Source organism: Xanthomonas sp. NCPPB 1128 (assembly GCF_001043115.1).
GTDB lineage: Bacteria > Pseudomonadota > Gammaproteobacteria > Xanthomonadales > Xanthomonadaceae > Xanthomonas_A.
The window spans coordinates 148,233-170,393 of the sequence record NZ_LFME01000004.1 but is presented as its reverse complement, the minus strand read 5'-3'; the positions used below and the strand labels follow the sequence as shown (position 1 = coordinate 170,393).

Below are 22,161 nucleotides of genomic sequence, written 5' to 3'. Positions count from 1 at the left end.
GAACGCGTTGCAGCCGTTGCTGGAGACGTCGCCGGTGCCGCGCGACCGACGCGCAGACGTCGCCAGGCGGGCTCAGTCCTCGAAGGGATCGTGCTCGCTTTCGCCCTGCCCGCCCTTGGCCCGCGGTGGCCGCGCGCAGGCGCGGCTGCGGATCTCCACGTAGAACTGTTCGCCGCCGGCGGCCACCAGCGCGTCGACCGCCCGCAGCAGCTCGGCCGGCGGCAGCACCGCGGCGGTGGCTTCCTCGGTGCCGAACAGGGTGTCGAAATCCCAGTAGTCCGCACCGGCCGGCAGGGTCTTGCGGCGCTCGCGGCGGATGTACTTGCGGATGTCGTGCTTGGCGGCGTCGAGCAGGCGGTCGGGATGCTTGCCTTCGATGCGGAGCCGGTAGGTCTTCTTCACTGCGGAAAATCCTGGAAAGGGAATGCGGCCATCGCTAGGCGGCGGCGCGGTGGGCGCACCAACGGGCGGTGCGTGCGACGGCCGCCATGGTGCCAGAAGCGGCCGCACGCTGCGGATTGCGCGGATAATCGGCGCACGCCCCACGGCACGCAGGAGCCACCGATGACCGATCCGTCCGCCTTCGCGGGATACCGCGTGCTCGTCGCCGGCGCCAGCCGCGGCATCGGCCTGGCCATCGCCGATGCCTTCGCCCAGCACAGCGCTGCAGTGGCGATCTGCGCGCGCAGTCCAGCGCCGCTGGCCGACGCCGCCGCGCAGTTGCAGCGCCACGGCCACCCGGTCGCGGCGCAGTGCTGCGACCTCGCCGACGCCGCACAGATCGAGAGCTGGGTGGCGCAGGCCGCGGATGCACTGGGCGGCATCGACGTGATGATCAACAACGCCTCCGGCTACGGCCATGGCGACGACGATGCGAGCTGGCAGGCCGGCTTCGACATCGACCTGATGGCCGCGGTGCGCTGCAACCGCGCCGCCCTGCCGCACCTGCGCAGCAGCGGCCGCGGCTGCATCCTCAACATCAGCTCGATCAACGGCCTGCGCCCGACGCCGCGGGTGCCGGCGTACTCGGCGGCGAAGGCGGCGTTGAACTACTACACGACCACGCTGGCGACGCAGCTGGCGCGCGAGCGGATCCGGGTCAACGCGATCGCGCCCGGTTCCATCGAGTTCCCCGGCGGACTGTGGGAGCAGCGCCGCCAGCAGCAGCCCGAGCTGTACCGGCAGATCCGCGCCAGCATTCCGTTCGGCGCCTTCGGCGCGATCGACGATGTCGCCAACGCGGCGTTGTTCCTGGCCTCGCCGCAGGCACGCTGGATCACCGGCCAGGTGCTGGCGGTGGACGGCGGGCAGTCGCTGGGCGCCTGAGGCGGGTCGCGTGTGCGGCCCGGTCCCGTGCGCGCGAGCTCGCTGCGGTGAGCATGGGCTGCACGCGATGCAGTGGTTGATGTGACCTAGCGCCGGCGTCTGTCGCACACGACCCACAGAGAAGTCGCCTAAACGTGCATTGGCTGGCAATGCTGCGGACTCGCGCACGCCTCTCCAATCCCGAATCCCCACTCCCCAATCCCAGCTCCTAAACCAACTGCGCCGCGTCGATGACCTGCACGCCGGGTCGCGGCTGTAGTGCGGCCGCGACCAGCGCCGCAGCGATGCGTTCGGCCGGATTGATCCGGTAGCGCCGCGGCAGCAGCGGCCCGAGCGCCCGCAGCACCACGCTGGCGGCATGCTCGCCGCGGCGCCGTTGCGCGCGCTCACCACCGATCAGGCCCGGCCGCACCAGGGTCAGCGAGGGATAACCAAGTGCACGCAGATCGTGTTCCAACTCGCCCTTGACCCGGTTGTAGAACGCCCATGACTGCGGATCCGCGCCCAGCGCCGAGTTGAGCGCGAACGCCGCGGCGCCGTGCTGGCGGAGCAGCCGCGCGATCGCCAGCGGATAGTCGTGATCGACCCGGCGGAAGGCCTCGCGCGAGCCGGCCTGGCGCATCGTGGTGCCGAGCGCGCAGATCGCCGCCTCCACCTGCCACCAAGACGCCTGTGCGGGCAGCGCGTCGAAGTCGAGCACCGGGTTGTGCAGCTTGGAATGGGTCAGCTCCAGCGCGCGCCGGGTCGGCGCGATCACCACGCTGCAGGCCGGGTCGGCCAGCAACTGGCGCAGCGCGTGGCCGCCGACCAGGCCGGTGGCGCCGGCGAGCAGGATGTTCATGGGGCGTCCTTGGAGGCTGGCGGGGGAGGTGGCGACTATCGCAGGGGCGGTGGCAAGGCGCTGTGGGTGGGGCGCGCAGTCCATGAGGCGCTGCGCGCCCGTACCCTCACCCCAACCCCTCTCCCGGGGGGAGAGGGGCTTAGGCGTCTCCCTTCTCCCACCGTGAGAAGGTGCCCCGCAGGGGCGGATGAGGGTACGGGCGCCAGCCAGGCATCGGTGCTAAACGCCAGCATGCAACCAAGCGCGCCAGCACAGCGCCGGCCGCTCGCCGCCAGGATCCATGAGGCGCTGCGCGCCCGTACCCTCACCCCAACCCTCTCCCGGGGGGAGAGGGGCTATTGGCGCGAGGCTGTTCCCTTCTCCCGTCGGGAGAAGGTGCCCCGAAGGGGCGGATGAGGGTACGGCCGCCAGCCAGGCATCCCCGCCAGATAAGGGGACGGGCGTCAGCCGGGCACCCACGTGCCAAGACACCTAAACCCACCAAGCTCCCCCCATCCCGCCCGGTCGCCGCGCCGCAGCAGGTACGCCACAATAGCCGCCCCATCGCGCCGGCCGGCGCGCTGCAACCTGACGAGGAGCGGTTCGATGTTCGTGGTGTGCGGAGAGGCCTTGTACGACATCTTCATCGACGGCTATGCCGGCACCTCGGTCGGCATGACCGCGCGCCAGGGCGGTTCGCCGTTCAACGTGGCCATCGGCCTGGCCCGCCTGGGCGCGCCGTCGGCGCTGTTCACCGGCCTGTCCACCGATCCGCTCGGCCGCCAGCTGCGCGCCACCCTCGAAGGCGAAGGCGTGGCCCTGGACTACTGCATCGACAAGCGCGAAGCCACCACCCTGGTGATGGTCGCGCTCGACGCCGGCGGCGTGCCCAACTACGCCTTCTACGGCACCGGCTGCGCCGATCGCGCGCTGACCGAGGTCGACCTGCCGACGCTGGACGCGCGCGTCGGCGGCCTGCATTTCGGCTCCTACACCCTGGTCGCCGAGACCACCGCCAGCACCTTCCAGGCGCTGGCCGAACGCGAGCGCGGGAAGCGGCTGATCTCGCTGGACCCGAACGTACGGCCGACGGTGGAGCCGGACATGGCGGTGTGGCGCGCGCGGCTGGCGCGCTGGATCGCGCTGGCGCACGTGGTCAAGGTCAGCCAGGAGGACATCGAACTGCTGTATCCGCGGCAGGATCCGTTCGCCGTCGCCCGCAGCTGGCTGCAGCAGGGGCCGTCGCTGGTGGTGATGACCCTGGGCGGCGATGGCGCGGTGGCCTGGCGCGGCGACAGCGAGGCGCGCGTGCCCGGCCGGGTGGTGCAGGTCGTCGATACCGTCGGCGCCGGCGACAGCTTCCAGGCGGCGTTGCTGCAGCAGTTGCCCGACCCGGCCGCGCTGGCGGCGCTGGGCAGCGAGCCGGCCGCGCTGGAACGCCTGCTGCAGTTCTGCGTGGCCGCCGCGGCGATCAACTGCACCCGCGCCGGCGCCAACCCGCCGAGCCTGGACGACGTGCGCGCCGCGCTCTGAGGCCGACCCCGGCGTGCACGGCATGCCTGCGGCCGGCTTCCCTATGATGGGCCAGCCGCCCACGGCGCCACATCCACCAGGAGACCTGCCTTGATCGAGTTGTCCGACATCGTCGTGCGCCTGGGAATCGCCGCCCTCGCCGGCGCGGCGATCGGGTTGAACCGCGACCTGCACGGCAAGCCGATCGGCATCCGCACGCTGGGCCTGGTCGGCCTGGCCACCGCGATGGTGGTGCTGCTGGCCGATCCGCTCGGCAAGGGCGGCTTCACCGATGCCGGCAGCCGCGTCATCCAGGGCATCCTGACCGGCATCGGCTTCCTCGGCGCCGGCGTCATCTATCACACCCAACAACATGTGCGGGTGCATGGCCTGACCAGCGCCGCCTGCGTCTGGCTCACCGCCTGCGTCGGCATCCTGTGCGGCGCCGGCCAGTGGCAGATCGTGGCCGTGTCCCTGGCTATCGCCTTCGTCATCCTGTTGTTCGGCGGACGTGTCGAACGCGCCCTGCACGGGATCCTGGGCGGCAAGCCGCACCATACCGCGACCACCGATCAGTCGTCGGACGACGGCCCGCACCAGCCCGGCAAGTAGCTCGCGTCCCGACTCTTGGCGAGCGCGAGCGCGGTCTCCATGGCACTTGCGAAGTCGCCCTTGATGTCGCGGCGCCGCAGCCGGCGGCGGAACAGGTCGGCCCACAGGAATTCGCTGAACGGCGTGGTGTCCTTGGCGTAGCCGCCGGCGCGGCGGACCTCGCCGGCGAGGCTGCGGTAGGGATCGTCCTTCAGGTCCGCGATGGAGGTGGGCATGTCCTTGAACGGGCGGCGCTCGCCCTTGGCGTCGTAGGGATAGGCCCAGCGCCGATGATCCAGCACGCTCCACAGCGCAGCCTTGTCGACGACGCTGAGGTCGGCGATCACCGTGACCAGGATGTCCTTCACCCCTTCGTCGTGCAGCGCCCGCGCCAGATGGTGGTGGTCGACCACGTAATACTTGCCATCAGGTCCCAGCACCACCGGGATCATGTGCTTGCCGAGCAGTTCGGCCTGCTTGTGCCTGGAGGCGTGCGCGCGCCAACGCTTGCGCTTCTCCTTGACCTCACGCATGCCCACGGTCATCTGCGTGGGGCGCAAGGACAGGATCGGCACGGGGTGCAGCAGCGGTTCGCGGGGATCGGCCATGTTCAGTCTCCGTGGAGGTGGGGTGCGCCGCGCTGCCGGCGCCGCGGCAGGCGCGGTCGCCAGAGTGCCAGCGTCGTGCGCGTCTTGCACGGCGCGCGGGCACACGGCGATCTTCGGCGCGCCAGGCGTTGCTCCCCTCTCCCTCCGGGAGAGGGGCTGGGGGTGAGGGTACGAGCGCAATGGAGTCCTCTTCACAGGCACGCCATCCGCCCGCTCAAGCGCGCGCCGCCGGCGCCGATATCCAGATCCTGAGCGCCAGCATGGGCGGCGCATTGACTGGGAGGAGCCGGCTGGCATGTCGGACCAACGCGACGAGCCGCCGATCAGCGGACTGCGCAAGCTGCTGTCGCCACGTCGGCGCGATCCGGCGCCGGCGTCGACCGCGACGCTGCCGACGCGTGCGCATGGGCATGGCCATGGGCACACGCACGGTCACGCGGCGACGGCGGTGGCGGGCGCGACCGACCCGGCCGCCGCCACCGCCGCGCTGATCCGCCTGTTCCAGCAGGCGCACGAGCCGCAGGGCCTGCTCGGCGCCTTCGCCGACGGCATGGCCTCGCTGCACGGCGAACTGGGCGACATGGGCCGGCGCTTGCAATCGGCGGCGAGCAGCGGCGATTGGCCCAGCTATGGCCGCGCGCTGCGCCAGCTGATCGACAAGTACATCCGCACCATCGACGTCGAAGACCCGCTGGCCGGGCCCAGCGACAGCGAGCGCCTGCGCGACCTGCTGCGGCAGACCGTGGCCGGTGCGCTGGCGGCGTTGCTGCACACCCTGCCCGAACTGGCCGGCGAGGCCGAGGCCAGCGGCGAGGCGCTGCGCCAATGGCGTCCCGGGCAACCGCTGGAGCCGGTGGCGCAGCAGGTGCGCGAGCTGTGCCACCAGATCGCGTTGCGCGCCAACGACAGCCAGGAGCAACAGGCGCTGTTGCTGAGCCTGTTCGACCTGCTGCTGGAGAACGTCGGCGAACTGCTCGAAGACACCAGTTGGCTGCAGGGTCAGATCGCGGTGGTGCGCGACCTGATCGCCGGGCCGCTGGACCGCTACTCGATCGAGGAGGCGCGCGGCAGCCTGCGCGAGGTGATCTACAAGCAGGGGTTGCTCAAGCAGGGCATCGCCGAATCCAAGGAGGCGATGAAGGACCTGATGCTGAGCTTCGTCGCGGACCTGGACGGCATGGCCGCCAGCACCGGCGAATTCCACGACCGCATCGCCGATTACTCGCAGACCATCCGCGACGCGCGCAGCATCGCCGACCTCAACCGCTTGCTGCAGGAAGTGCTGCAGGACACCGGCCACGTGCAGGAGCAGGCGCTGCGCGCGCGCGACCACCTGATCGCCGCGCGCCAGGAAGTGGATGCGGCCGAACAGCGCATCCTGCGCCTGGAGCAGGAACTGCAGGACGTCAGCGGCCTGGTGCGGGTCGACCAGCTCACCGGCGCGCTCAACCGCCGCGGCCTGGACGACCTGTTCGTGCGCGAACTGGTGCGCACCGAGCGCAGCGCGCAACCGCTGTGCGTGGCGATGCTGGACCTGGACGATTTCCGCCAGCTCAACGAAACCTACGGCCACCCCGGCGGCGACAGCGCGCTGCGCCACGTGGTGGAAGTGGCACGCACCACCTTGCGCGCCAGCGACGCCGTCGCCCGCTTCGGCGGCGAGGAATTCCTGCTGCTGATGCCGGACTGCACGATCTTCGAGGCCAGCGCGGCGGTGACCCGGGTGCAGCGTGCGCTGGCGCAGCGCGCGGTGGTGCACGAGGACCAGCGCGTGTTCGTCAGCTTCAGCGCCGGCGTCGCCCTGCGCCAGCCCGGCGAAGCGCAGGACGCATTGATCCGCCGCGCCGACCGTGCGCTGTACGAGGCCAAGAAGGCCGGCAAGAATCGGGTGGTTTCGGCCGATTAGCGCCGGCGTGGCCGGCGCGGGATTGGGGAGTCGGGATTGGGGATTGGCAAGAGCGGCGCGCCTGGCCGCTGTTGCCAATCCCCAATCCCGAATCTCCAATCCCTAATCCCGATCCCGCATCTTCTTGACGCCCAACACCACCGCCAGCACCAAGGCGCCGGCCACGATTCCCACTAAGGCATTGCCCACCGCGAGCACCAGGCTGCCCAGGCCGCCGCTCGGGGCGATGCCTTCGATGGCGTGGTGCAGCGGGCCGATGCTGTGCACCAGGATGCCGCCGCCGACCAGGAACATCGCCGCGGTGCCGGCGACCGACAAGGTGCGCATCAGCCACGGCGCCAACCACAGGATGCCGCGGCCGATCGTCGCGGCGGCGGCGCCCTTGCGGCTCAGGTACAGGCCCAGATCGTCGAGCTTGACGATGCCGGCGACCAGGCCGTAGACGCCGGCAGTCATCGCCAGCGCGATCGCCACCAGGACGGCCACCTGCTGCACGAACGGCACGCCGGCGACCACGCCCAGCGACAGCACGATGATCTCCGCCGAAAGGATGAAGTCGGTGCGGATCGCGCCCTTGACCTTGTCCTTCTCCAGCGCCACCACGTCCACCTGCTGGTCGGCCAGCGCCTGCACCTGCTGCGCGTGACGCTCCGCGTCCTCTTCCTTCGAGTGCAGGAAGCGGTGCGCCAGCTTCTCCACGCCCTCGAAGCACAGGAACGCGCCGCCGATCATCATCAGCGGGGTGATCGCCCATGGCAGCCACGCGCTGATCGCCAGTGCCGCCGGCACCAGGATCGCCTTGTTGAGCAGCGAGCCCTTGGCCACCGCCCACACCACCGGCAGTTCGCGGTCGGCGTTCACCCCTGTCACCTGCTGCGCGTTCAGCGCCAGGTCGTCGCCGAGCACGCCGGCGGTCTTCTTGGCCGCGACCTTGGTCAGCAGCGACACGTCGTCGAGCAGGGTGGCGATGTCGTCGAGCAGGGTGAACAGGCTGGCGCCGGCCATGCGGGGATTCCATTCGGGATGAGCGGCGATTCTCGCCGATTCCGGCGCACGATGGGCTGGCGGCCGCCGATGCATCCGGCGCCGCGTGTGTCCCATCGCCGTCAGCCGGCACTGCACGGCCGGCATGACGCTACTTGATGAGACCTTCGGGCGAGGACGGGAAGAGCAACGCGTGTGCCGCACCGATTGCCGCCACTGCGCCGAACACGAGCGATGCCACCACCGCGAGCAGCGACAGGCCACGCAACAGCCGCGCCGCCAGCGCCAGCAGGACGCGGGCGGGCACCGCGACGCGGCCGCCCGCGTCGTGCACGCGCAGGCCCAGGTCGGCGAGCAGGACGATCGTGGCGATCGGCACGTACATGACCAGCGTCAGTGCAACGGCCACCAGCGCCACGCCGAACGCGCCGATCGCGAACGGCGCACTGGACAGCAGCAGGCTGGTCACGGCGATGCACTGGATCGACACGACGCCATTGGTCCGCATCGCGCCCTTGAGCAGCCGGGCGATCCGGGCGTCGTCTTCGGCACCAGGGTCGGGCGCCGGGCGGCGCCAGGAGCGCGTCAGCCACTCCAGGCTTTCGTAGCCCTGGTACATCCCGCACAGGCACACCAACCCCAGCGTCAGCTGATCCATGCCGCTGTCGTCCGACCCGAACAGCGAGGGCGGCGGCAGCAGGGCGTAGAGCGCCAGCAACGCCGGCACCAGCACGAGCTTGACCAGCAGCGCACGCCGGAACGCCCTGCCCAGCAGCCACCAGGCTCGCCCGATCGGCGCCGCGGCCACTGCGCGCGCTTGTACCGGGGCGCGGCGCGCGGCCTCGTCCAACGCGGACGCCAGCGCGCCGAGCAAGGTGAACAGGCTGGTGCGGACCATGCGCATTCCTGCCGGGGAGATCGCCGCCATTCTCGCCGAGATCGTGCGCCGGCGCCGCGCGTCGCCGCCTCACCCGCACTCGGCTACCCTGCTGCGCAGTCCCGCACCGCATCGCCAAGGAGACGCCATGGACCAGTTCCTCACCGCCCCCCGCGCCATCGTCGACGACGTGCTCGCGGCCGCGGCCATGCTGCAACCGCTGCTGCTCTCGGAGGCCGACAGCGGCACCCGCATCGTGCTGCAGGCCGCGCGCGATCCGCGTCAGGTCGCGGTGCTGTCCGGCGGCGGTGCCGGGCACGAACCGGCGCATGCCGGCTTCGTCGGCCCGGGCATGCTCAGCGGCGCCATCGCCGGCGACCTGTTCGCCTCGCCCGGCGTGGAGGCGGTGCTGGCGGCGATCCGCGCCTGCGCCGACGCGCCCGGCGTGCTGCTGGTGATCAAGAACTACACCGGCGACCGGCTCAACTTCGGTCTGGCCGCCGAGCGCGCTCGCGCCGAGGGCATCGACGTGGCCAGCGTGCTGGTCGCCGACGACATCGCCCTGCCCGACGCCGCGCAGCCGCGCGGCCTCGCCGGCACGGTGCTGGTGCACAAGTACGTGGGCCACCTGGCGCGCGAGGGCGTGCCGCTGGCCGAGCTGGCGCAGCGCGGCCAGGCCTTCGCCGACCGCCTGCTGTCGCTGGGCATGGCCTTGTCCAGTTGCAGCGTGCCGGGCCAGCAGGTCGGCCGCCGCGCGCCGGAACTGGGCCTGGGCATCCACAACGAGCCGGGTGCCCGGCCGGTGCAGCCCGGCACGGCGGAGGAGGCGCTGGCGCTGGTGCTGGACCCGCTGCTGGCGCTGGCCGATGCCCGCCTGGGCGCCGACGCGCCGCTGGTGCTGATGCTCAACGACCTCGGCGGCTGCTCGACGCAGGAACTGGGCGTGCTGACGCGGCTGGCGCTGCAGCGCATCGGCGTCGCGAGGGTCGCGTTGATGCCGTTGCCGGCGGCGCTGATGACCTCGATGGACATGCACGGTTTCTCGATCACCCTCGCCCCGGCCGATGCCGACGTGCTCGCCGCGCTGCAGGCGCCGGTGCAAACCCTGGGCTGGCCCGGCGTGCGCGTGCCGCATGCAGTCCAGACCTTCGCTCCGGCACTGAAGCGCGACGATAGCCACCGCGATGGCACGCGCGATGCGCAGTGCGCCGCAGGGCTGGCGCGGGTGGCGCAGGCGCTGATCGCCGCGCAGGCGGAGTTGGACGCGCTGGACGCGCGCAGCGGCGATGGCGACGCCGGCAGCACCTTCGCCGCCGGCGCGCGCGCCCTGCAGCAGGCACTGGACACCGATGCGCTGGCCACCGGCGACGCCGCGGCACTGGCGCGCGGCCTGGCGGCGACGATCGAACACAGCATGGGCGGCTCCAGCGGCGTGTTGCTGTCGATCCTGTTCACCACCGCCGCAGGTGCGCTGGCGGACGGCCGCGACTGGGTGCAGGCGCTACAGGCCGGGGTGGCGCGGATGCAGCACTACGGCGGCGCGCAACGCGGCGACCGCACCCTGCTCGATGCACTGCTGCCGGCGCTGGATGCCCTGGCGCAGAGCGCGGGCGTGGACGCCGCCGCGCGCGCCGCCCGCGCAGGCGCAGATGCCACCGCACAGCTCACCCGCGCCGGTGCCGGCCGCGCCGCCACGGTGCCTGCGGACGCACTGCGCGGCGTGATCGATCCTGGCGCCGAAGCGGTCGCACGGGCGTTCGCGGCCTGGCGGTGAAGCGGCCGTTCGGGTCGGCCAACGCGGCGCAAGGCAGGTCTGGGTAACCAGGGCAGCAGGCATCGTCGGTAACGGCTGTCGCGGCTGAAGCCGCTCCTACGACGAACCCCATGCCTCATGCGTGGCGTCATCACTGCACACGCACGCAGATTCACATGCAGTTCGAGGACCATCGCCGGCTGCAGCCTTTGTAGGAGCGGCTTCAGCCGCGACAGGCTTTACCGGGAACGCCCGTCGCGGCTGAAGCCGCTCCTACAGATGGCGCCATCGGGGCTGCAATGCGCTGTCCGGGTGCACTGTGGGAGGGACTTCAGTCCCGACGCGCACAAGCAGGAATCGCCAGCGTCTTGGGAGCAAGGCCCCGTCACCCCTACTCCGCCGACGCAGCCTCCAGCACCTGCGCCACCGCCTGCAGCGAGCCTTGCACCGAGCCGGGCTGCAGCGCCAGTGGCTGGGTCTTGCCGCGCACCACCACCTCCATGCGCTGCGGCCCCCCCTGCGCATTGCCGACGATGCGGTACGTGGTGTCGCCACGCTCGAAGCTGAGCACGTGGCGGTCCGCGTCGTAGTCCATGGCCTCGCGTTCGGCATCCGGATACAGCAGGTCCACCCGTTGCTGCGCGCCGATCGCCGCATAGAACGGTTTGCTGCTGGCACCGTCGCCGACATTGGCGAACACCACGATGCGCTTGCCGGCCGGCGCCAGGCGGAACTCGAGCAGGATCTTGCGCTCGCCCGCGGTGGTGCCGCCTTCGTCGTCCCACAGGTAGTGCGTGTCGGCCACGCGCTTGCCGGCACGGTCGCGGTAGATCGTCTCCTGGGCCAAGCCAGGCCCCTCGCTGCGCGCATCTTCTACCACTTCGCGCTCCAGCAGCGGCTCACCATCGCGCACCGTGTACGTCGCGTACTGATGCCAGCAGCAGCCGTCCTTGGTCATGGTGTGGATCTCACGCGCCTTGGCATCCACCTGGAACAGACCACAGTTGCTCTGCGCCAACTCGGTGAAGCCGGGACTGGCCTCGAAACCATCGGCCGTGCCCAGATACACCTGGTAGGACGGGCCGTGATAGCAACTGTTCTGGCCGTCCATCACCGCCAGGTCCTTGATGCCGTCGAAATTGAAATCGTCGTAGATCAGCACACTCTGTTCGCCGTACGGCAACTCGTGCACGTTGGCCTTGACCTTGGTGCCCTTGGCATCGGTGTCCACCACCAACTCTGGCGAGGCCACTTCGAGCAGCGGCGTGGCGTTGCCGCGGGCGAACACGCGCACGATCCCGGGCCGGAACACCCCGTCGTTGTCCTCGACCTCTAGCGTCGCGCGGTAGCGGTCGGAAAAGTCCTGCAGCTCGTAGCTGCGGCGCTTGCTGGCAGCAAAGGCCTTGGCGTCGAAATCCTCGCCGGCATAGCGCTGCGGCGCGGCCGCGGCGGTCGCGTTCGCCGACAGCAGCACGGCCAGCAACGCGCACGCGACAAGCACAGTGGCACGGCGGACGGCGGGCAAAACGAGGACGGACATGGCGGCGCTCCGGGCAGGTGACAGCGAACGCCCAGGGTAAGCGCAGCCGCGGCACTGGAACAGGGGCGGCTGGCCACCTGTGGCGTCAGAACAGGGCACGCGCGAAGGCCCGCAAGGCGCTGCGCACCTCGGTGGTGACGCCGGCACCGGCGTCGCCCAGCCAGACCATGACCAGCAGCGCCAGGACCACCACCGCCACCAGCAGCGCGAGCCGGCGTCTGCTCATCGGGCGACAGCCATGCCGAGACCGCGTGTCTTTGCGCGCATCGCGCCTTCCCGTGGTGTGGTCTCTGGCGCGTCGCGCCGGTGACCGCGCCACACGCGGTAATGCTGAAGCACTCCGATCGACCTCGCCCACGCGCTCCGCTGCATTCCGCTCGCTCCGACCCTCGCTATTCGCAATGCGGCAGGATACGACGCATCACCATGACGCCGCCGCCATCGCCAGCGACCGCGGGCCGGGTGTCGAAGACGACAGACCGGCTGTACGGGGACCATGGTGCGGGACTGCACCGGTCGCGTGGACAGCGATCATCGGCCCCGTCTCCCGGCAGTGGATGCAAGCGCCTCCCGTCGGCGGCGAACCGGCGATGCGCGCCGCGGGATTCACCGCGCAACGACCCGGCCGTCGCCACACTCGACGGCGCCTACCCTTGCCCGGAGCCCACCTTGAGCGCGACGCACGACGCTGCGGACACCCCGCACGTGATCGGCGGCCTCAGCCGCCGTACCCAGATCCTGCGCCTGCTGCTGCGCTACCGCAGCTCCGGGGTGTTTTCCGGGATGGACATGGAGACCGCCCAGGGCGAGCACGAGCTGCCGCCGGAAGGCACGCCGGAGCAGTTCGTCACCGACCTGGAAGCGCTGGGTCCGACCTTCGTCAAGCTCGGGCAGATGCTGTCCACCCGCCCGGACGTGGTGCCGCCGGAGTTCGCCACCGCCCTGGAGCGGATGCAGGAGAACACCGCGCCGATTCCGAGCGAGCGCATCCGCGAGATCGTCGAGGCCGAACTCGGCGTCGGCATCAACAAGGCCTTCTCCGCCTTCGACGACACGCCGCTGGGCAGCGCCTCGCTGGCGCAGGTGCACCGCGCCGCGCTGCGCGACGGCACCCCGGTGGCGATCAAGGTGCAGAAGCCCGAGGTCGCCGCGCAGGTGCGCTCGGACCTGGAGGTGCTGCGCAGTTTCGCCAGCGCCGCCGACAAGCTGACCGGGCTGGGCCGGCGCATCCGCTTCGCCGACTGGCTGGCCGAGTTCGGCAAGGCGCTGCTGGCGGAACTGAACTACGAGGCCGAGGCCGAGAACCTTGCGCGCTTCGGCGAGCACCTGCGTCCGTTCCCGCAGCTGTGGGTGCCGCAGCCGGTGTGGGACCTGTGCAGCCGCCGCGTGCTGACCATGCAGCTGGCCGAAGGCGTGCGCGTGGACAAGATCTCCGGGCTGCGCCGCACCGAGCAACCGATGGACGACCTGGCCGCGGCGCTGGTGCGCGGCTACCTGGACCAGATGTTCGTGCACGGCGAGATCCACGCCGACCCGCATCCGGGCAACCTGCGCGTGCTCGCCGACGGGCGCCTGGCGATCTTCGACCTGGGCATGGTCGCGCACGTGCCGCCGAAGCTGCGCGAACGCCTGCTCAAGCTGCTGTTCGCGGCGGTCGACGGCCGCGGCGAGGAAGTGGCCGAGGAAACCATCGCGCTGAGCACGCGCCTGGAGGACTTCGACGAGGAGCGCTACCAGCGCGAGACCGGGCAGATGATCGCCCGCTACGCCGCGCACGACGCCATGTCCGAAGGCCGGGTGGTGCTGGACCTGGTGCGCATCGCCACCACCTACGGGCTGCGCACGCCGCCCGAGCTGAGCCTGCTCGGCAAGACCCTGCTGAACCTGGAAGCGGTGTGCCGGGCGCTGTCGCCGCACCTGGACACGCGCGTGGTGGTGGAGGACCAGTTGCAGCACGTGATGCGCGCGCGGCTGAAGAAGTCGCTGTCGGCGGCCAACCTGGCCAGCGAAGCGATGGAGTTGCAGGCGCTGCTGCGCGAAGGCCCGCGCCGGCTCTCGGACATCCTCACCCTGGCCGCGGAGAACCGCCTGCAGGTGCGCGTGGCCGGGCTGGAGGAATCGCGGCTGATGGAGAGCCTGCAGAAGATCGCCAATCGCGTCGCCGCCGGCATCGTCACCGCCGCATTGATCCTGGCCTCCACGCAGATGATGCGCATCGACACCGGCAGCAAGCTGTTCGGCTACCCCGCGATCGCGATGGTGCTGTTCCTGCTCGGCGTGATCCTGGGCCTGGGCATCGTGGTCAGCGCGGTACTGTTCGACCGGCGCATCCGCGCCCGCGAGGAGCGCGGCAGGCGCTGAGGGGCCGGGATTGGGGAGTCGGGATTGGGGATTCGTGGGAGCGGCTCAGCCGCGACCTGCAGCGCCGCTAGCTGGCGGCCAAAGCCGCTTCGCGCTTTACCAATCCCGAATCCCCAATCCCTAATCCCGGCTCTCCCGCGGATCGCGTAACAGCTTCACTTCCTGCGGCGACTCCAGGGCGATGCCCTCCTCGGCCAGGCGCTGCAGCAGGGCGAAGAACAGTTCGCTGCGCGTGCCGTAGGTCAGCCGCGGCGAGGCCACGTAGGCGAAGCTGTTGAGGGTGACGTGGCCACTGGCGATGGAATCGATGAATACCGATGGCGCCGGATCGTCCAGCACGCCCGGATGTGCCGCGTACAACTCCAGCAGCAGCGCGCGCAGCTTGGTCACGTCGGTGCCCAGCGACACCGCGAACTGGATCTGCACCCGGCCCAGCGGCCCGGCCAGGGTCATGTTGCGCAGGGTCTTGGTGATCAGTTCGGAGTTGGGCACGATCAGGGTGGAGCGATCGCCGACCTGGATCTCGGTGGCGCGCACGCTGATCCGGCGCACATCGCCCTCCTGGTCGCCGATCTTGATCCAGTCGCCGATCTTGACCGGGCGCTCGGCGAGCAGGATCAGGCCGGACACGAAGTTCTGGGTGATCGACTGCAGGCCGAAGCCGATACCGACCGACAACGCACTGACCACCAGCGCGATCCGCTCCAGGCCGATGCCCAGTGCGGCCAGCGCCCACAAGGCCGCCAGGATGATGCCGACATAGCGCGCCACCGTGCTGATCGAGTTGCGCGAGCCATCGTCCAGTTCGGTCTTGGGCAGATAGGTCTGGGTCAGCCAGCGATGCAGGTATTGCATGACGCCCAGGCCGAGCAATAGCACCAGCACCGAGCGGACGATCGCGCCGGGGTATAGCACCACCTTGTCGCTGACGCGGATGCCGTCGGACAGCAGCGAGAACCAGTCCGAGACGATCGAGACGTTGGTGCCGAACGGCATCAGCAGCGCGCCGATCCCGATCAGCAGCAGCACCACCCGCAGCAGCGCCGAGGTCAGCACCCCGGCCTGCTCCAGGCGGCTCGAGCGCACTCCGAAGGCGCCATTGGCGGCACGGCCGATGCGGCCTTCGCTGGCGAACAACCACAGCGCGAAGTCGTCGGCGAAGGTCATCAGCAGACGCACCGCGCCGACGATCATGGTGATCCAGATGATCTGCCGGGTGATGAACAGGCCCAGGTGCAGATAGCCCAGCAGCGCCGCCAGCAGCGCCACCACCACCGCGACCTTGACCAGCACGCCGATCAGCGCCAGCGCACCACCGTGCTGCCCGGGCGGCGGCGGTTGCGCGTTGGCCAGGGCCTGCTCCGCCGCTTCGGCGTACTGGCGCCGGCGCAGCCGCGACAGGCTGGTCAGGGTGGCCAGGATCAGCACGCCGTAGACCAGCGCGATCACCCCGTCGGCGGCGACGGTGGCCGAGTCGCTGGTGCGCGCGGCCTGATTGATCACCAGCAGCATGCTGCTGAGCCAGGCCAGCGCCGCGGTGGCCCAGGTGTACTTGCGCAGGCGCCGCGCGGTCGCGTCGTCGATCGGGAACAGGCGCCAGCTCGGCTGGTTCGGCAGCAGCACGCTGGCGCCGAGCGAGCCCATGAAGGCCGCGGCGAAGCTGACCACCACGAAGCCGTTGAGCACTGCGTCCAGGCGCTCCGGCACCGCCTCGATGCTGCGCAGCGCTTCGGCCAGGGCCAGCGCGGCCAGGCCCGGGGTCAACGTGCCCAGCAACAGGAACCAGATCGCCAGACCCGATCGGCGCAAGCGGCTGCCCGGCGCGCGCGACACCGCATAGCGCTTGCCCAACCAACGCAGCAGGTAGCGCAACGGGAACAGCAGGATCATCGCGATGGCGATGCCGACGCCGAGCGCACCGCTGCCATGCTCGGCGATCGCGTCCTGCAGCGACTGCATGCCGAGGGTGTACAGCGCCAGCAGCTTGGCCTGGTCGTCGGGGAAATCGGCGGCGATCTGCTTCCACAGCGCCGGCGACAGCGGCGAGGGCGAGCGCAGCGACAGTTCCTGGCTGAAATGCTCGGCGCGCGCGCGTTCGATCTCGTCGGCCAGTTGTCGTGCTTCCACCACCATCAGCTTGCCGCGCTTGACTCCCGAGTCCAGGCTGTCGCGCTGCTTGGTCAGCGCCTTGCGCTGTGCGGCGATGTCGGGCGAATCGCCGGTGGCGGCGGGGCCGAGCTGCTGTAGGCGTGCCTCCACCTGTGCCAGCTGCGGCGCAAGGGCGTCGACCGCGGTCTGCGCATCGTTGGAGGCGTCCGAGACCTGCGTGACCAGGTCCTGGAAGGCGGTCTGGTTGCCTGCATCCACCTCCTTGCCACGCGCGTCCTTCAGCGACTTTGCGGCGCTGTCCAGCAGGGTCTGCGGGTCCGGCGGCGCGTCGGCGGCATCCTGCGGCTGGGCCGCAGCCACCGCCGCACACAGCCACAACAGCAGCAGGGCGTAACGCAACAGGGAAGACGAGGATGCGGAACGGGGCAGCAGGCGCACGCAGGGACCGGCATGGGTAAGCGCGGACCACCGCGCGTGCGGCGCACTATACGGCGCGGCGCTTGAACCGGGCCAGCGTGTTGGCGCTGGGTATGTTGCGGAGGCGCGGAACGCCGGCGCGCACGATGGCCACCGACGAGGGTTGCCTCCCTTCACCACCGGGATCGCGCGCAGGAGCGGCTTCAGCCGCGATGGGCTCTACCGGGAATGCCCATCGCGGCTGAAGCCGCTCCTACGGCAGCAGGCGGCTAGCCGCGACCGATGCCCGGGTTCACTGCGCAGCCGTCGTCAGCACGATCTTGCCGATATGCGCGCTGGATTCCATCAGCGCATGCGCCTGCGCCGCCTCGTGCAGCGGGAAGCAGCGGTCCACCTGCGGCTTGATCCTGCCCTGCGCCAGCAGCGGCCACACCCGCTCCTCCAGCTCCCGCGCGATCGCGGCCTTCTCCATCACCGAGCGCGGACGCAGGGTCGAACCGGTATGGGTCAGGCGCTTGGCCAGCAACGGCATCAGGTCCAGTTCGCGCACCTTGCCCTGCTGGATGCCGATCTGCACGATGCGCCCGTCCAGCGCCGCGGCCTGGTAGTTGCGCGCCAGGTAGTCGCCGCCGATCAGGTCCACGATCACGTCGGCGCCGCGGCCCTCGGTCAGGCGCCTGGTCTCGGCGACGAAGTCCTCCTCGCGGTACAGGATGGCTGCCTCCGCGCCCAGCGCCAGGCTGGCCGCGCGCTTGTCGGCCGAGCCCACGGTGCTGATCACCCGCGCACCGAAGGCCCGTCCGAGCAGCGTGGCGACGCTGCCGATGCCGGAGGTGCCACCGTGCACCAGCAGGGTTTCGCCCGACTGCAGACGGCCGCGCTGGAACACGTTGGTCCAGACGGTGAAGAAGGTTTCCGGCACCGCCGCGGCCTCGATCAGGCTCAGCGCCGCCGGCACCGGCAGGGCGTTGCGCTCGTGCACCACCGCGTACTCGGCATAGCCGCCGCCGGCGACCAGCGCGCAGACCTGGTCACCCAGGCGGTAGCGCTCCACGCCCTCGCCCAGACCCACCACCTCGCCGGCGAACTCCAGCCCCGGCAGCGGCGAGGCGCCGGGCGGCGGCGGATAGCTGCCCTGGCGCTGCATCACGTCGGGCCGGTTCACACCGGCGGCGGCCACGCGCACCAGCAGTTCGCCGCGCCCGGGGTGCGGCAGCGGCGCGCGCACCGGCACCAAGACCTCGGGCGCACCGGGCTCGCGGATCTCGATCGCGGTCATGGTATCGGGCAGCGCGGCGGCACGGGTCGGGGACATGGCGGGATCCTGGCAAAGAGCGCGGCGCACGCAGGCGCAGGCGCGTGGGGGAACCGCGATGATCGACCTTCCGCGCTGAGTGGTCCGTGACGGCAGGCGGCATTTACCCCGGCCCCGTGGCACTCGTAGGAGCGGCTTCAGCCGCGACAGGCATGACTCAGGAACGCCCGGTCGCGGCTGAAGCCGCTCCTGGGGTGCCGCCAAGCGCAGGCGCCAGCTAATCGCCCACCGGTGCCGCCTGCGCCGGCCATGGCGTCATTGCAGGGACCTCGGCCTCGACCCGCTGCGGATCCAGCCGCGCCTGCAACGCCGGCAGCGCGATCGCCAGCGGGCAGCGCAGGCGGCCACCGCAGCCGGGCAACGGCCAGCGCCGCTCGCGCAGGCCACGGCCATCGAAGCGGTTGGCCCGCAGTGCCTGCAGGGTCGGCACCACGCTGCGCAGTTGCAGGAAATCCTTGCCATCCTGTCGCACCAGTTCCAGCAGCAGCGCGCCACCCGGCGGATACGCGTCCGGCTGACCATGCACCAGCGGATCAATGCCGAACAAGCCGGCCAGGTGCGCCAGGTTGGTGTCGTGGCCGAGCAGCACCAGCGCGCGCGTGTCCGCCGACGCCAGCGGCGCCACCGCCGTCGGCTGCCCGGCCGCCGCCTGCAGCGTCGCCAGCAGGTGCGCGAGCAGGTTGGAACCGCCGGCGCGCGCCGCCGGCACCGCACGCTTGCTGTAGCCGAAGGAGGCGTTGTGCAGGCCGATCAGCCGCTGCAACGCCGCTGCGTCGGCGCGCCCCCACGCCACCTGCGGCAACGGCAGGCCCTGCGCGTATTCCAGCATCAGGTTCTCGGCCAGGCTGCCGGCGGTCTTCAACGCTTTGGCCGCCTGTGCCGGATCCTGTAGCCGCTGCGGATCGTCCAGGCGCTGCGCGCCCTGCGCCGCACAGGCCGAGCCGGCGCAGGTGGACAACACCCGCTGCAACGCGCGCAGGCGCCCGCGGGTGGCCGCGTCCAAATGCAGCGGTGCCGCCGGCGCATCGTCGTCCTTGTCCTCGTCCTTGCCGAAGTGGAACAGCGGATTGTTCTGCGTCGTCGGCAACGCCAGGTACCGTGCCTGACACCCGGGCAGCAATCCCTCGGTGAAGGCCGCCGCGCTGTCGTGGTTGCGCGGCGTGCTGTCGGCGATCACCACCGCGCCGGGCGCGGCGCAGTCCGGCGCCAACAGCGCCGTGGCCAGCCAGCGCTGCCGATAGCGCGCGCCCAGCGCCTGCATGCCGGCCGCCCCGTGCGCGGTCAGTTGGCCGGGCGCCACCGGCCATTGCGGCCAGGGCTGCGCGGCGTACTTGGCCAGGTCCTGTGGCGATTGCGTCGGTGCGCGCACGCCGTGGCGCATCACCACGATCGTCAGGCGCACCTGCGCGGCGTTCGGTGCCGCGTCCGCCCTGGGCGCTGCAGCCACCGGCCAGGCGGCGCTGGCGACGCACAGCACCGCCGCCAGGCAGCATCCGCTGCGCACGCGTGCGAATCTGAAAAGGGACATGGCAGGCCTCAGAACTTCAGCGACAGGTCGAGGAACACGCCGCGTCCGGCCAGGCCGAAGTACAGCGGCTGGTTGTCGGAGGAGCGGGTACCGGCGTAGCCGATCAGCGCATGCCGGTTCAGCAGGTTGTTGACGTCCATGCTGATCGAATATCCCTTCAAACCGTAGGGCCCGTGCGTGCTGCGGTAGCCCAGCGCCGCGTCCAGGCTGGCGTAGCCGCCCAGGCGCTGGTCGTTGCCGAACACGGTGGTGCCATTGGCCGCGGTGCTGTTGTCCACGCCGTACTGGGCGCCCACCACCTTCTCCATCAGCGAACCGAAGTAGCCGGTACCGCTGTTGTACAGCAGGCCCAGGGCGGCGGTCACTCGCGGCGTGCCGGCCACCTGGGTGCTGCTGTGCTTGTAGGTGGCGTCGTTGTAGCTGGCGTTGGCGTACAGGCTCAGGATCGGCGTGAGCGCGTAGGTGGCCTCGGCCTCGGCGCCGCGATACACCGCGCCGCCGCCGTTGACGAAGGCGCTCTCGGTGCCGCTGTCGGTCGTGACCAGGGTCTGGCTGATGTAGTTGCTGAAGTCGATGTAGTAGACGTCGGCGCCGAAGGTCAGGCCGCGCGCGGCGTAGCTGGTGCCGAACTGGTAGTTGCTGGTCAGCTCCGGGCGCAGGCCGCGCGTGCCGTTGAGTTCGATCACATCGATCGGCGGCGCCAGGAAGCCGCGCGCGGCCTGCACATCGCCGCTCCAGTGCTCGTTGAAGGTCTGGTGCAGGCTCAGCGACGGCAGCGTGGCGTCGTAGCTGGCGTCGCTATGCGCCGGCGCCGGCGGTGTGCTCTTGTTGAGCTCGGCATCGAGCTGGCGCTGCACCCGCGCGTAGCGCAGGCCCGGGCTGAGGGTGAGGCTGTCGCTGAGCTTCCAGTCGTACTGCAGGTACGGCTGCAGCGTGTCGGTGCGGTCGTGCAGGTTGTAGTTGTACAGCGGCCCGTACTTGGTGCCGCTGGCCGCGCCGGTGCTCATGTCCACCGGCAACTGCTGGCGCTCGTCGAGGTTGCGCTCCACCCACACGCCGGTCTGCAACTGGCCCGGGCCGAGATCGCGCGCCAGCCGCAGCACGTCGCCGAAGGCGCGAAAATCGTTGTCCGACAGTTTGCCCGGCACGTCCTTGGCGGCCTTGGACAGCTTCTTGCCGGTGGCGCCGTAGAAGGTCACGCCGTTGTCGGCGGCGCTCTCGCTGGTGGGGATGCTGGTCTTGGAAGCCGTATGGTCGAAGCTGTTGTAGTAGACCTTGTTGTCGACGTCCCAGTCGCCCAGGCGGGTGCTCAGGCCCAGGTAGGTGAAGCTGGAGTAGTAGGCCGCGGCGTTGTAGCCGGTGTAGTTCTGCAGGGTCGGATCGTTGCCCAGGCCGTAGCGCCAGCCGTGCTGCGCGATCTGCGCGCGGGTGGCGCCCTGCACGGTGTTCTGGTGCTCCTGGTTGTAGCTGCTGACGAAGGTCAGCGTGGTCGCCTCGCCCAGGTCGGTGACGGTCTTGACGAAGGCATGCTCGCGGCGATCGTCGGTGCCCTTGAGGTAGGTATCGCTGGCTTCCTTGGACAGGTCGGCGAACAGGCGCGTGTTGCCGATGTGCTCGTCGGCGCTGACGCCGCCGGCCCAGGTGTTCCAACTGCCGCCGGTGCCGTACACGGTCACGCCGTCCACTTCGCTGGGATTGCGCGTGCGCAGCGCCAGGGTGCCGCCGAAGGTGGCGTTGCCGATGGTGGCACCGCCGCCGGGGCCGCGATCGATCTCGGCCTGGCCGAGCACGTGGTTGTTGAAGTAGGCCGAGGTGGTGTGGTGCAGGTCGCTGGCATCGCCGAACGGGATGCCATCGAAGGTGATGTTGAACTGGCCGTCCTGGAAACCGCGGATGCTGATGCCCTCGTTCTTGCCCAGGCCCGGGCCTTCCGGCGAGGTGGTGACCACGCTGGGCGCGTACTTGATGATGTCGTCGTAGTTGGAGTTCAGGCGCAGGCCGTCGCGGATGAAGCGCTCATCGATCACCGAGGTCGGCTGGCTCGCCTCCAGCGGCGCGGCGCTGGGCGCCAGTGTGTCGACGCTGTTGGCGGTGACGTTGATCGGCGCCAGTTCGCGCGGGCCGTCGTGCTCGCCGTCGGCCTCGGCGCGGGCCGGGGCGGCACTGCGGGGTGCGCGCGGCGCGGCGGCCGGCGCGGCGGCGACGCTGCTGCGCACGATGGCGACCGAGCCCGGGGTCAGCATGCGGTAGTCCAGGCCGGTGCCGGCGAGCAAGGCATGCAGTTGCTGCGGCGGCGCCAGGCCGGCCGGGGCACCGCTGCTGCGCAGGCCTTCGGCCAGCGCCGGGTCGTACATCAGTTGCAGGCCGCTGCTGCGCGCGAACTGGTCCACCGCCTGCGCCAGCGGCATGGGCGCGATGGCTTGCGCCGTGGCGGCGGGCGCCGACCAGGCCGGCAGCGAGGACGCACTGCCGAGCAGCAGGGCGATGGAGACGACGAGAGGCTTGCGCATGACG

17 protein-coding genes are annotated in these 22,161 nt (G+C 70.8%); 6 read left to right on the top strand and 11 right to left on the bottom strand.

Annotation, left to right across the window (positions count from 1 at the left end; all coding sequences use genetic code 11):
• Nucleotides 1-72: 72 nt before the first annotated feature.
• Nucleotides 73-402 (bottom strand): DUF6172 family protein, encoded by a 330-nt coding sequence (locus ACP93_RS05050; protein ID WP_048489674.1) that lies wholly within the window; start codon nucleotides 400-402, stop codon nucleotides 73-75.
• 162 nt (nucleotides 403-564) lie between these two features.
• On the opposite strand from ACP93_RS05050, the gene ACP93_RS05045 reads away from it, so the two are divergent.
• Nucleotides 565-1,326, top strand: coding sequence for an SDR family NAD(P)-dependent oxidoreductase (locus ACP93_RS05045; protein ID WP_048489673.1), 762 nt, complete (start codon nucleotides 565-567; stop codon nucleotides 1,324-1,326).
• A 208-nt stretch (nucleotides 1,327-1,534) separates the two neighbouring features.
• On the opposite strand, the gene ACP93_RS05040 is transcribed toward ACP93_RS05045, so the two are convergent.
• Entirely contained in the window at nucleotides 1,535-2,167 is a 633-nt protein-coding gene (locus ACP93_RS05040) for a Rossmann-fold NAD(P)-binding domain-containing protein (protein WP_048489672.1), read from the bottom strand.
• 585 nt (nucleotides 2,168-2,752) lie between these two features.
• Between ACP93_RS05040 and ACP93_RS05035 the strand changes: the two genes are divergently transcribed.
• Together ACP93_RS05035 and ACP93_RS05030 are read left to right on the top strand one after the other, a co-directional pair.
• Nucleotides 2,753-3,679 carry a carbohydrate kinase family protein gene (locus tag ACP93_RS05035; protein ID WP_048489671.1) on the top strand — a complete coding sequence of 309 codons (927 nt, stop codon included), beginning with the start codon at nucleotides 2,753-2,755 and terminating at the stop codon, nucleotides 3,677-3,679.
• 90 nt (nucleotides 3,680-3,769) lie between these two features.
• Nucleotides 3,770-4,270 carry an MgtC/SapB family protein gene (locus ACP93_RS05030; protein ID WP_048489670.1) on the top strand — a complete coding sequence of 167 codons (501 nt, stop codon included), beginning with the start codon at nucleotides 3,770-3,772 and terminating at the stop codon, nucleotides 4,268-4,270.
• Here ACP93_RS05030 and ACP93_RS05025 read toward each other — a convergent pair.
• Nucleotides 4,231-4,857 (bottom strand): ParB-like protein, encoded by a 627-nt coding sequence (locus ACP93_RS05025; protein ID WP_048489669.1) that lies wholly within the window; start codon nucleotides 4,855-4,857, stop codon nucleotides 4,231-4,233. The genes ACP93_RS05030 and ACP93_RS05025 overlap by 40 nt on opposite strands.
• Nucleotides 4,858-5,152: 295 nt before the next feature.
• Between ACP93_RS05025 and ACP93_RS05020 the strand changes: the two genes are divergently transcribed.
• Complete coding sequence (locus tag ACP93_RS05020; RefSeq protein ID WP_048489668.1) at nucleotides 5,153-6,763, top strand: GGDEF domain-containing protein; 1,611 nt, start codon at nucleotides 5,153-5,155, stop codon at nucleotides 6,761-6,763.
• A gap of 102 nt (nucleotides 6,764-6,865) precedes the next feature.
• Here ACP93_RS05020 and ACP93_RS05015 read toward each other — a convergent pair whose 3' ends face one another.
• Both ACP93_RS05015 and ACP93_RS05010 read right to left on the bottom strand, forming a co-directional pair.
• Nucleotides 6,866-7,768 (bottom strand): DUF808 domain-containing protein, encoded by a 903-nt coding sequence (locus ACP93_RS05015; RefSeq protein WP_048489667.1) that lies wholly within the window; start codon nucleotides 7,766-7,768, stop codon nucleotides 6,866-6,868.
• A gap of 130 nt (nucleotides 7,769-7,898) precedes the next feature.
• Nucleotides 7,899-8,645 (bottom strand): DUF808 family protein, encoded by a 747-nt coding sequence (locus ACP93_RS05010; protein WP_157862427.1) that lies wholly within the window; start codon nucleotides 8,643-8,645, stop codon nucleotides 7,899-7,901.
• 127 nt (nucleotides 8,646-8,772) lie between these two features.
• Between ACP93_RS05010 and ACP93_RS05005 the strand changes: the two genes are divergently transcribed.
• On the top strand, nucleotides 8,773-10,398 hold the full coding sequence (locus ACP93_RS05005; RefSeq protein WP_048489665.1) for a dihydroxyacetone kinase subunit DhaK: 1,626 nt from the start codon (nucleotides 8,773-8,775) through the stop codon (nucleotides 10,396-10,398).
• A gap of 370 nt (nucleotides 10,399-10,768) precedes the next feature.
• On the opposite strand, the gene ACP93_RS05000 is transcribed toward ACP93_RS05005, so the two are convergent.
• Nucleotides 10,769-11,917 (bottom strand): XAC2610-related protein, encoded by a 1,149-nt coding sequence (locus ACP93_RS05000; RefSeq protein ID WP_048489664.1) that lies wholly within the window; start codon nucleotides 11,915-11,917, stop codon nucleotides 10,769-10,771.
• 85 nt (nucleotides 11,918-12,002) lie between these two features.
• Entirely contained in the window at nucleotides 12,003-12,143 is a 141-nt protein-coding gene (locus ACP93_RS22105) for a hypothetical protein (protein WP_204243638.1), read from the bottom strand.
• Between the two features lie 443 nt (nucleotides 12,144-12,586).
• Between ACP93_RS22105 and ACP93_RS04995 the strand changes: the two genes are divergently transcribed.
• The gene (locus ACP93_RS04995) at nucleotides 12,587-14,278 is read left to right on the top strand and encodes an ABC1 kinase family protein (protein ID WP_048489663.1); all 1,692 of its coding nucleotides are present in this window, start codon (nucleotides 12,587-12,589) and stop codon (nucleotides 14,276-14,278) included.
• 120 nt (nucleotides 14,279-14,398) lie between these two features.
• Here the strand turns inward: ACP93_RS04995 and ACP93_RS04990 are convergent, their stop codons facing one another.
• From ACP93_RS04990 to ACP93_RS04975, 4 genes are all read right to left on the bottom strand, one after another.
• Nucleotides 14,399-16,786: a DUF3772 domain-containing protein gene (locus tag ACP93_RS04990; RefSeq protein WP_048489662.1), complete on the bottom strand. Its 2,388-nt coding sequence runs from the start codon at nucleotides 16,784-16,786 to the stop codon at nucleotides 14,399-14,401.
• A 310-nt stretch (nucleotides 16,787-17,096) separates the two neighbouring features.
• Nucleotides 17,097-18,119, bottom strand: a complete 1,023-nt coding sequence (locus ACP93_RS04985) for an NAD(P)H-quinone oxidoreductase (RefSeq protein ID WP_048489661.1) — start codon at nucleotides 18,117-18,119, stop codon at nucleotides 17,097-17,099.
• 217 nt (nucleotides 18,120-18,336) lie between these two features.
• The gene (locus ACP93_RS04980; RefSeq protein ID WP_048489660.1) at nucleotides 18,337-19,647 is read right to left on the bottom strand and encodes a histidine-type phosphatase; all 1,311 of its coding nucleotides are present in this window, start codon (nucleotides 19,645-19,647) and stop codon (nucleotides 18,337-18,339) included.
• Between the two features lie 8 nt (nucleotides 19,648-19,655).
• Nucleotides 19,656-22,157: a TonB-dependent receptor gene (locus ACP93_RS04975; RefSeq protein WP_048489659.1), complete on the bottom strand. Its 2,502-nt coding sequence runs from the start codon at nucleotides 22,155-22,157 to the stop codon at nucleotides 19,656-19,658.
• Between the last annotated feature and the right edge of the window lie 4 nt (nucleotides 22,158-22,161).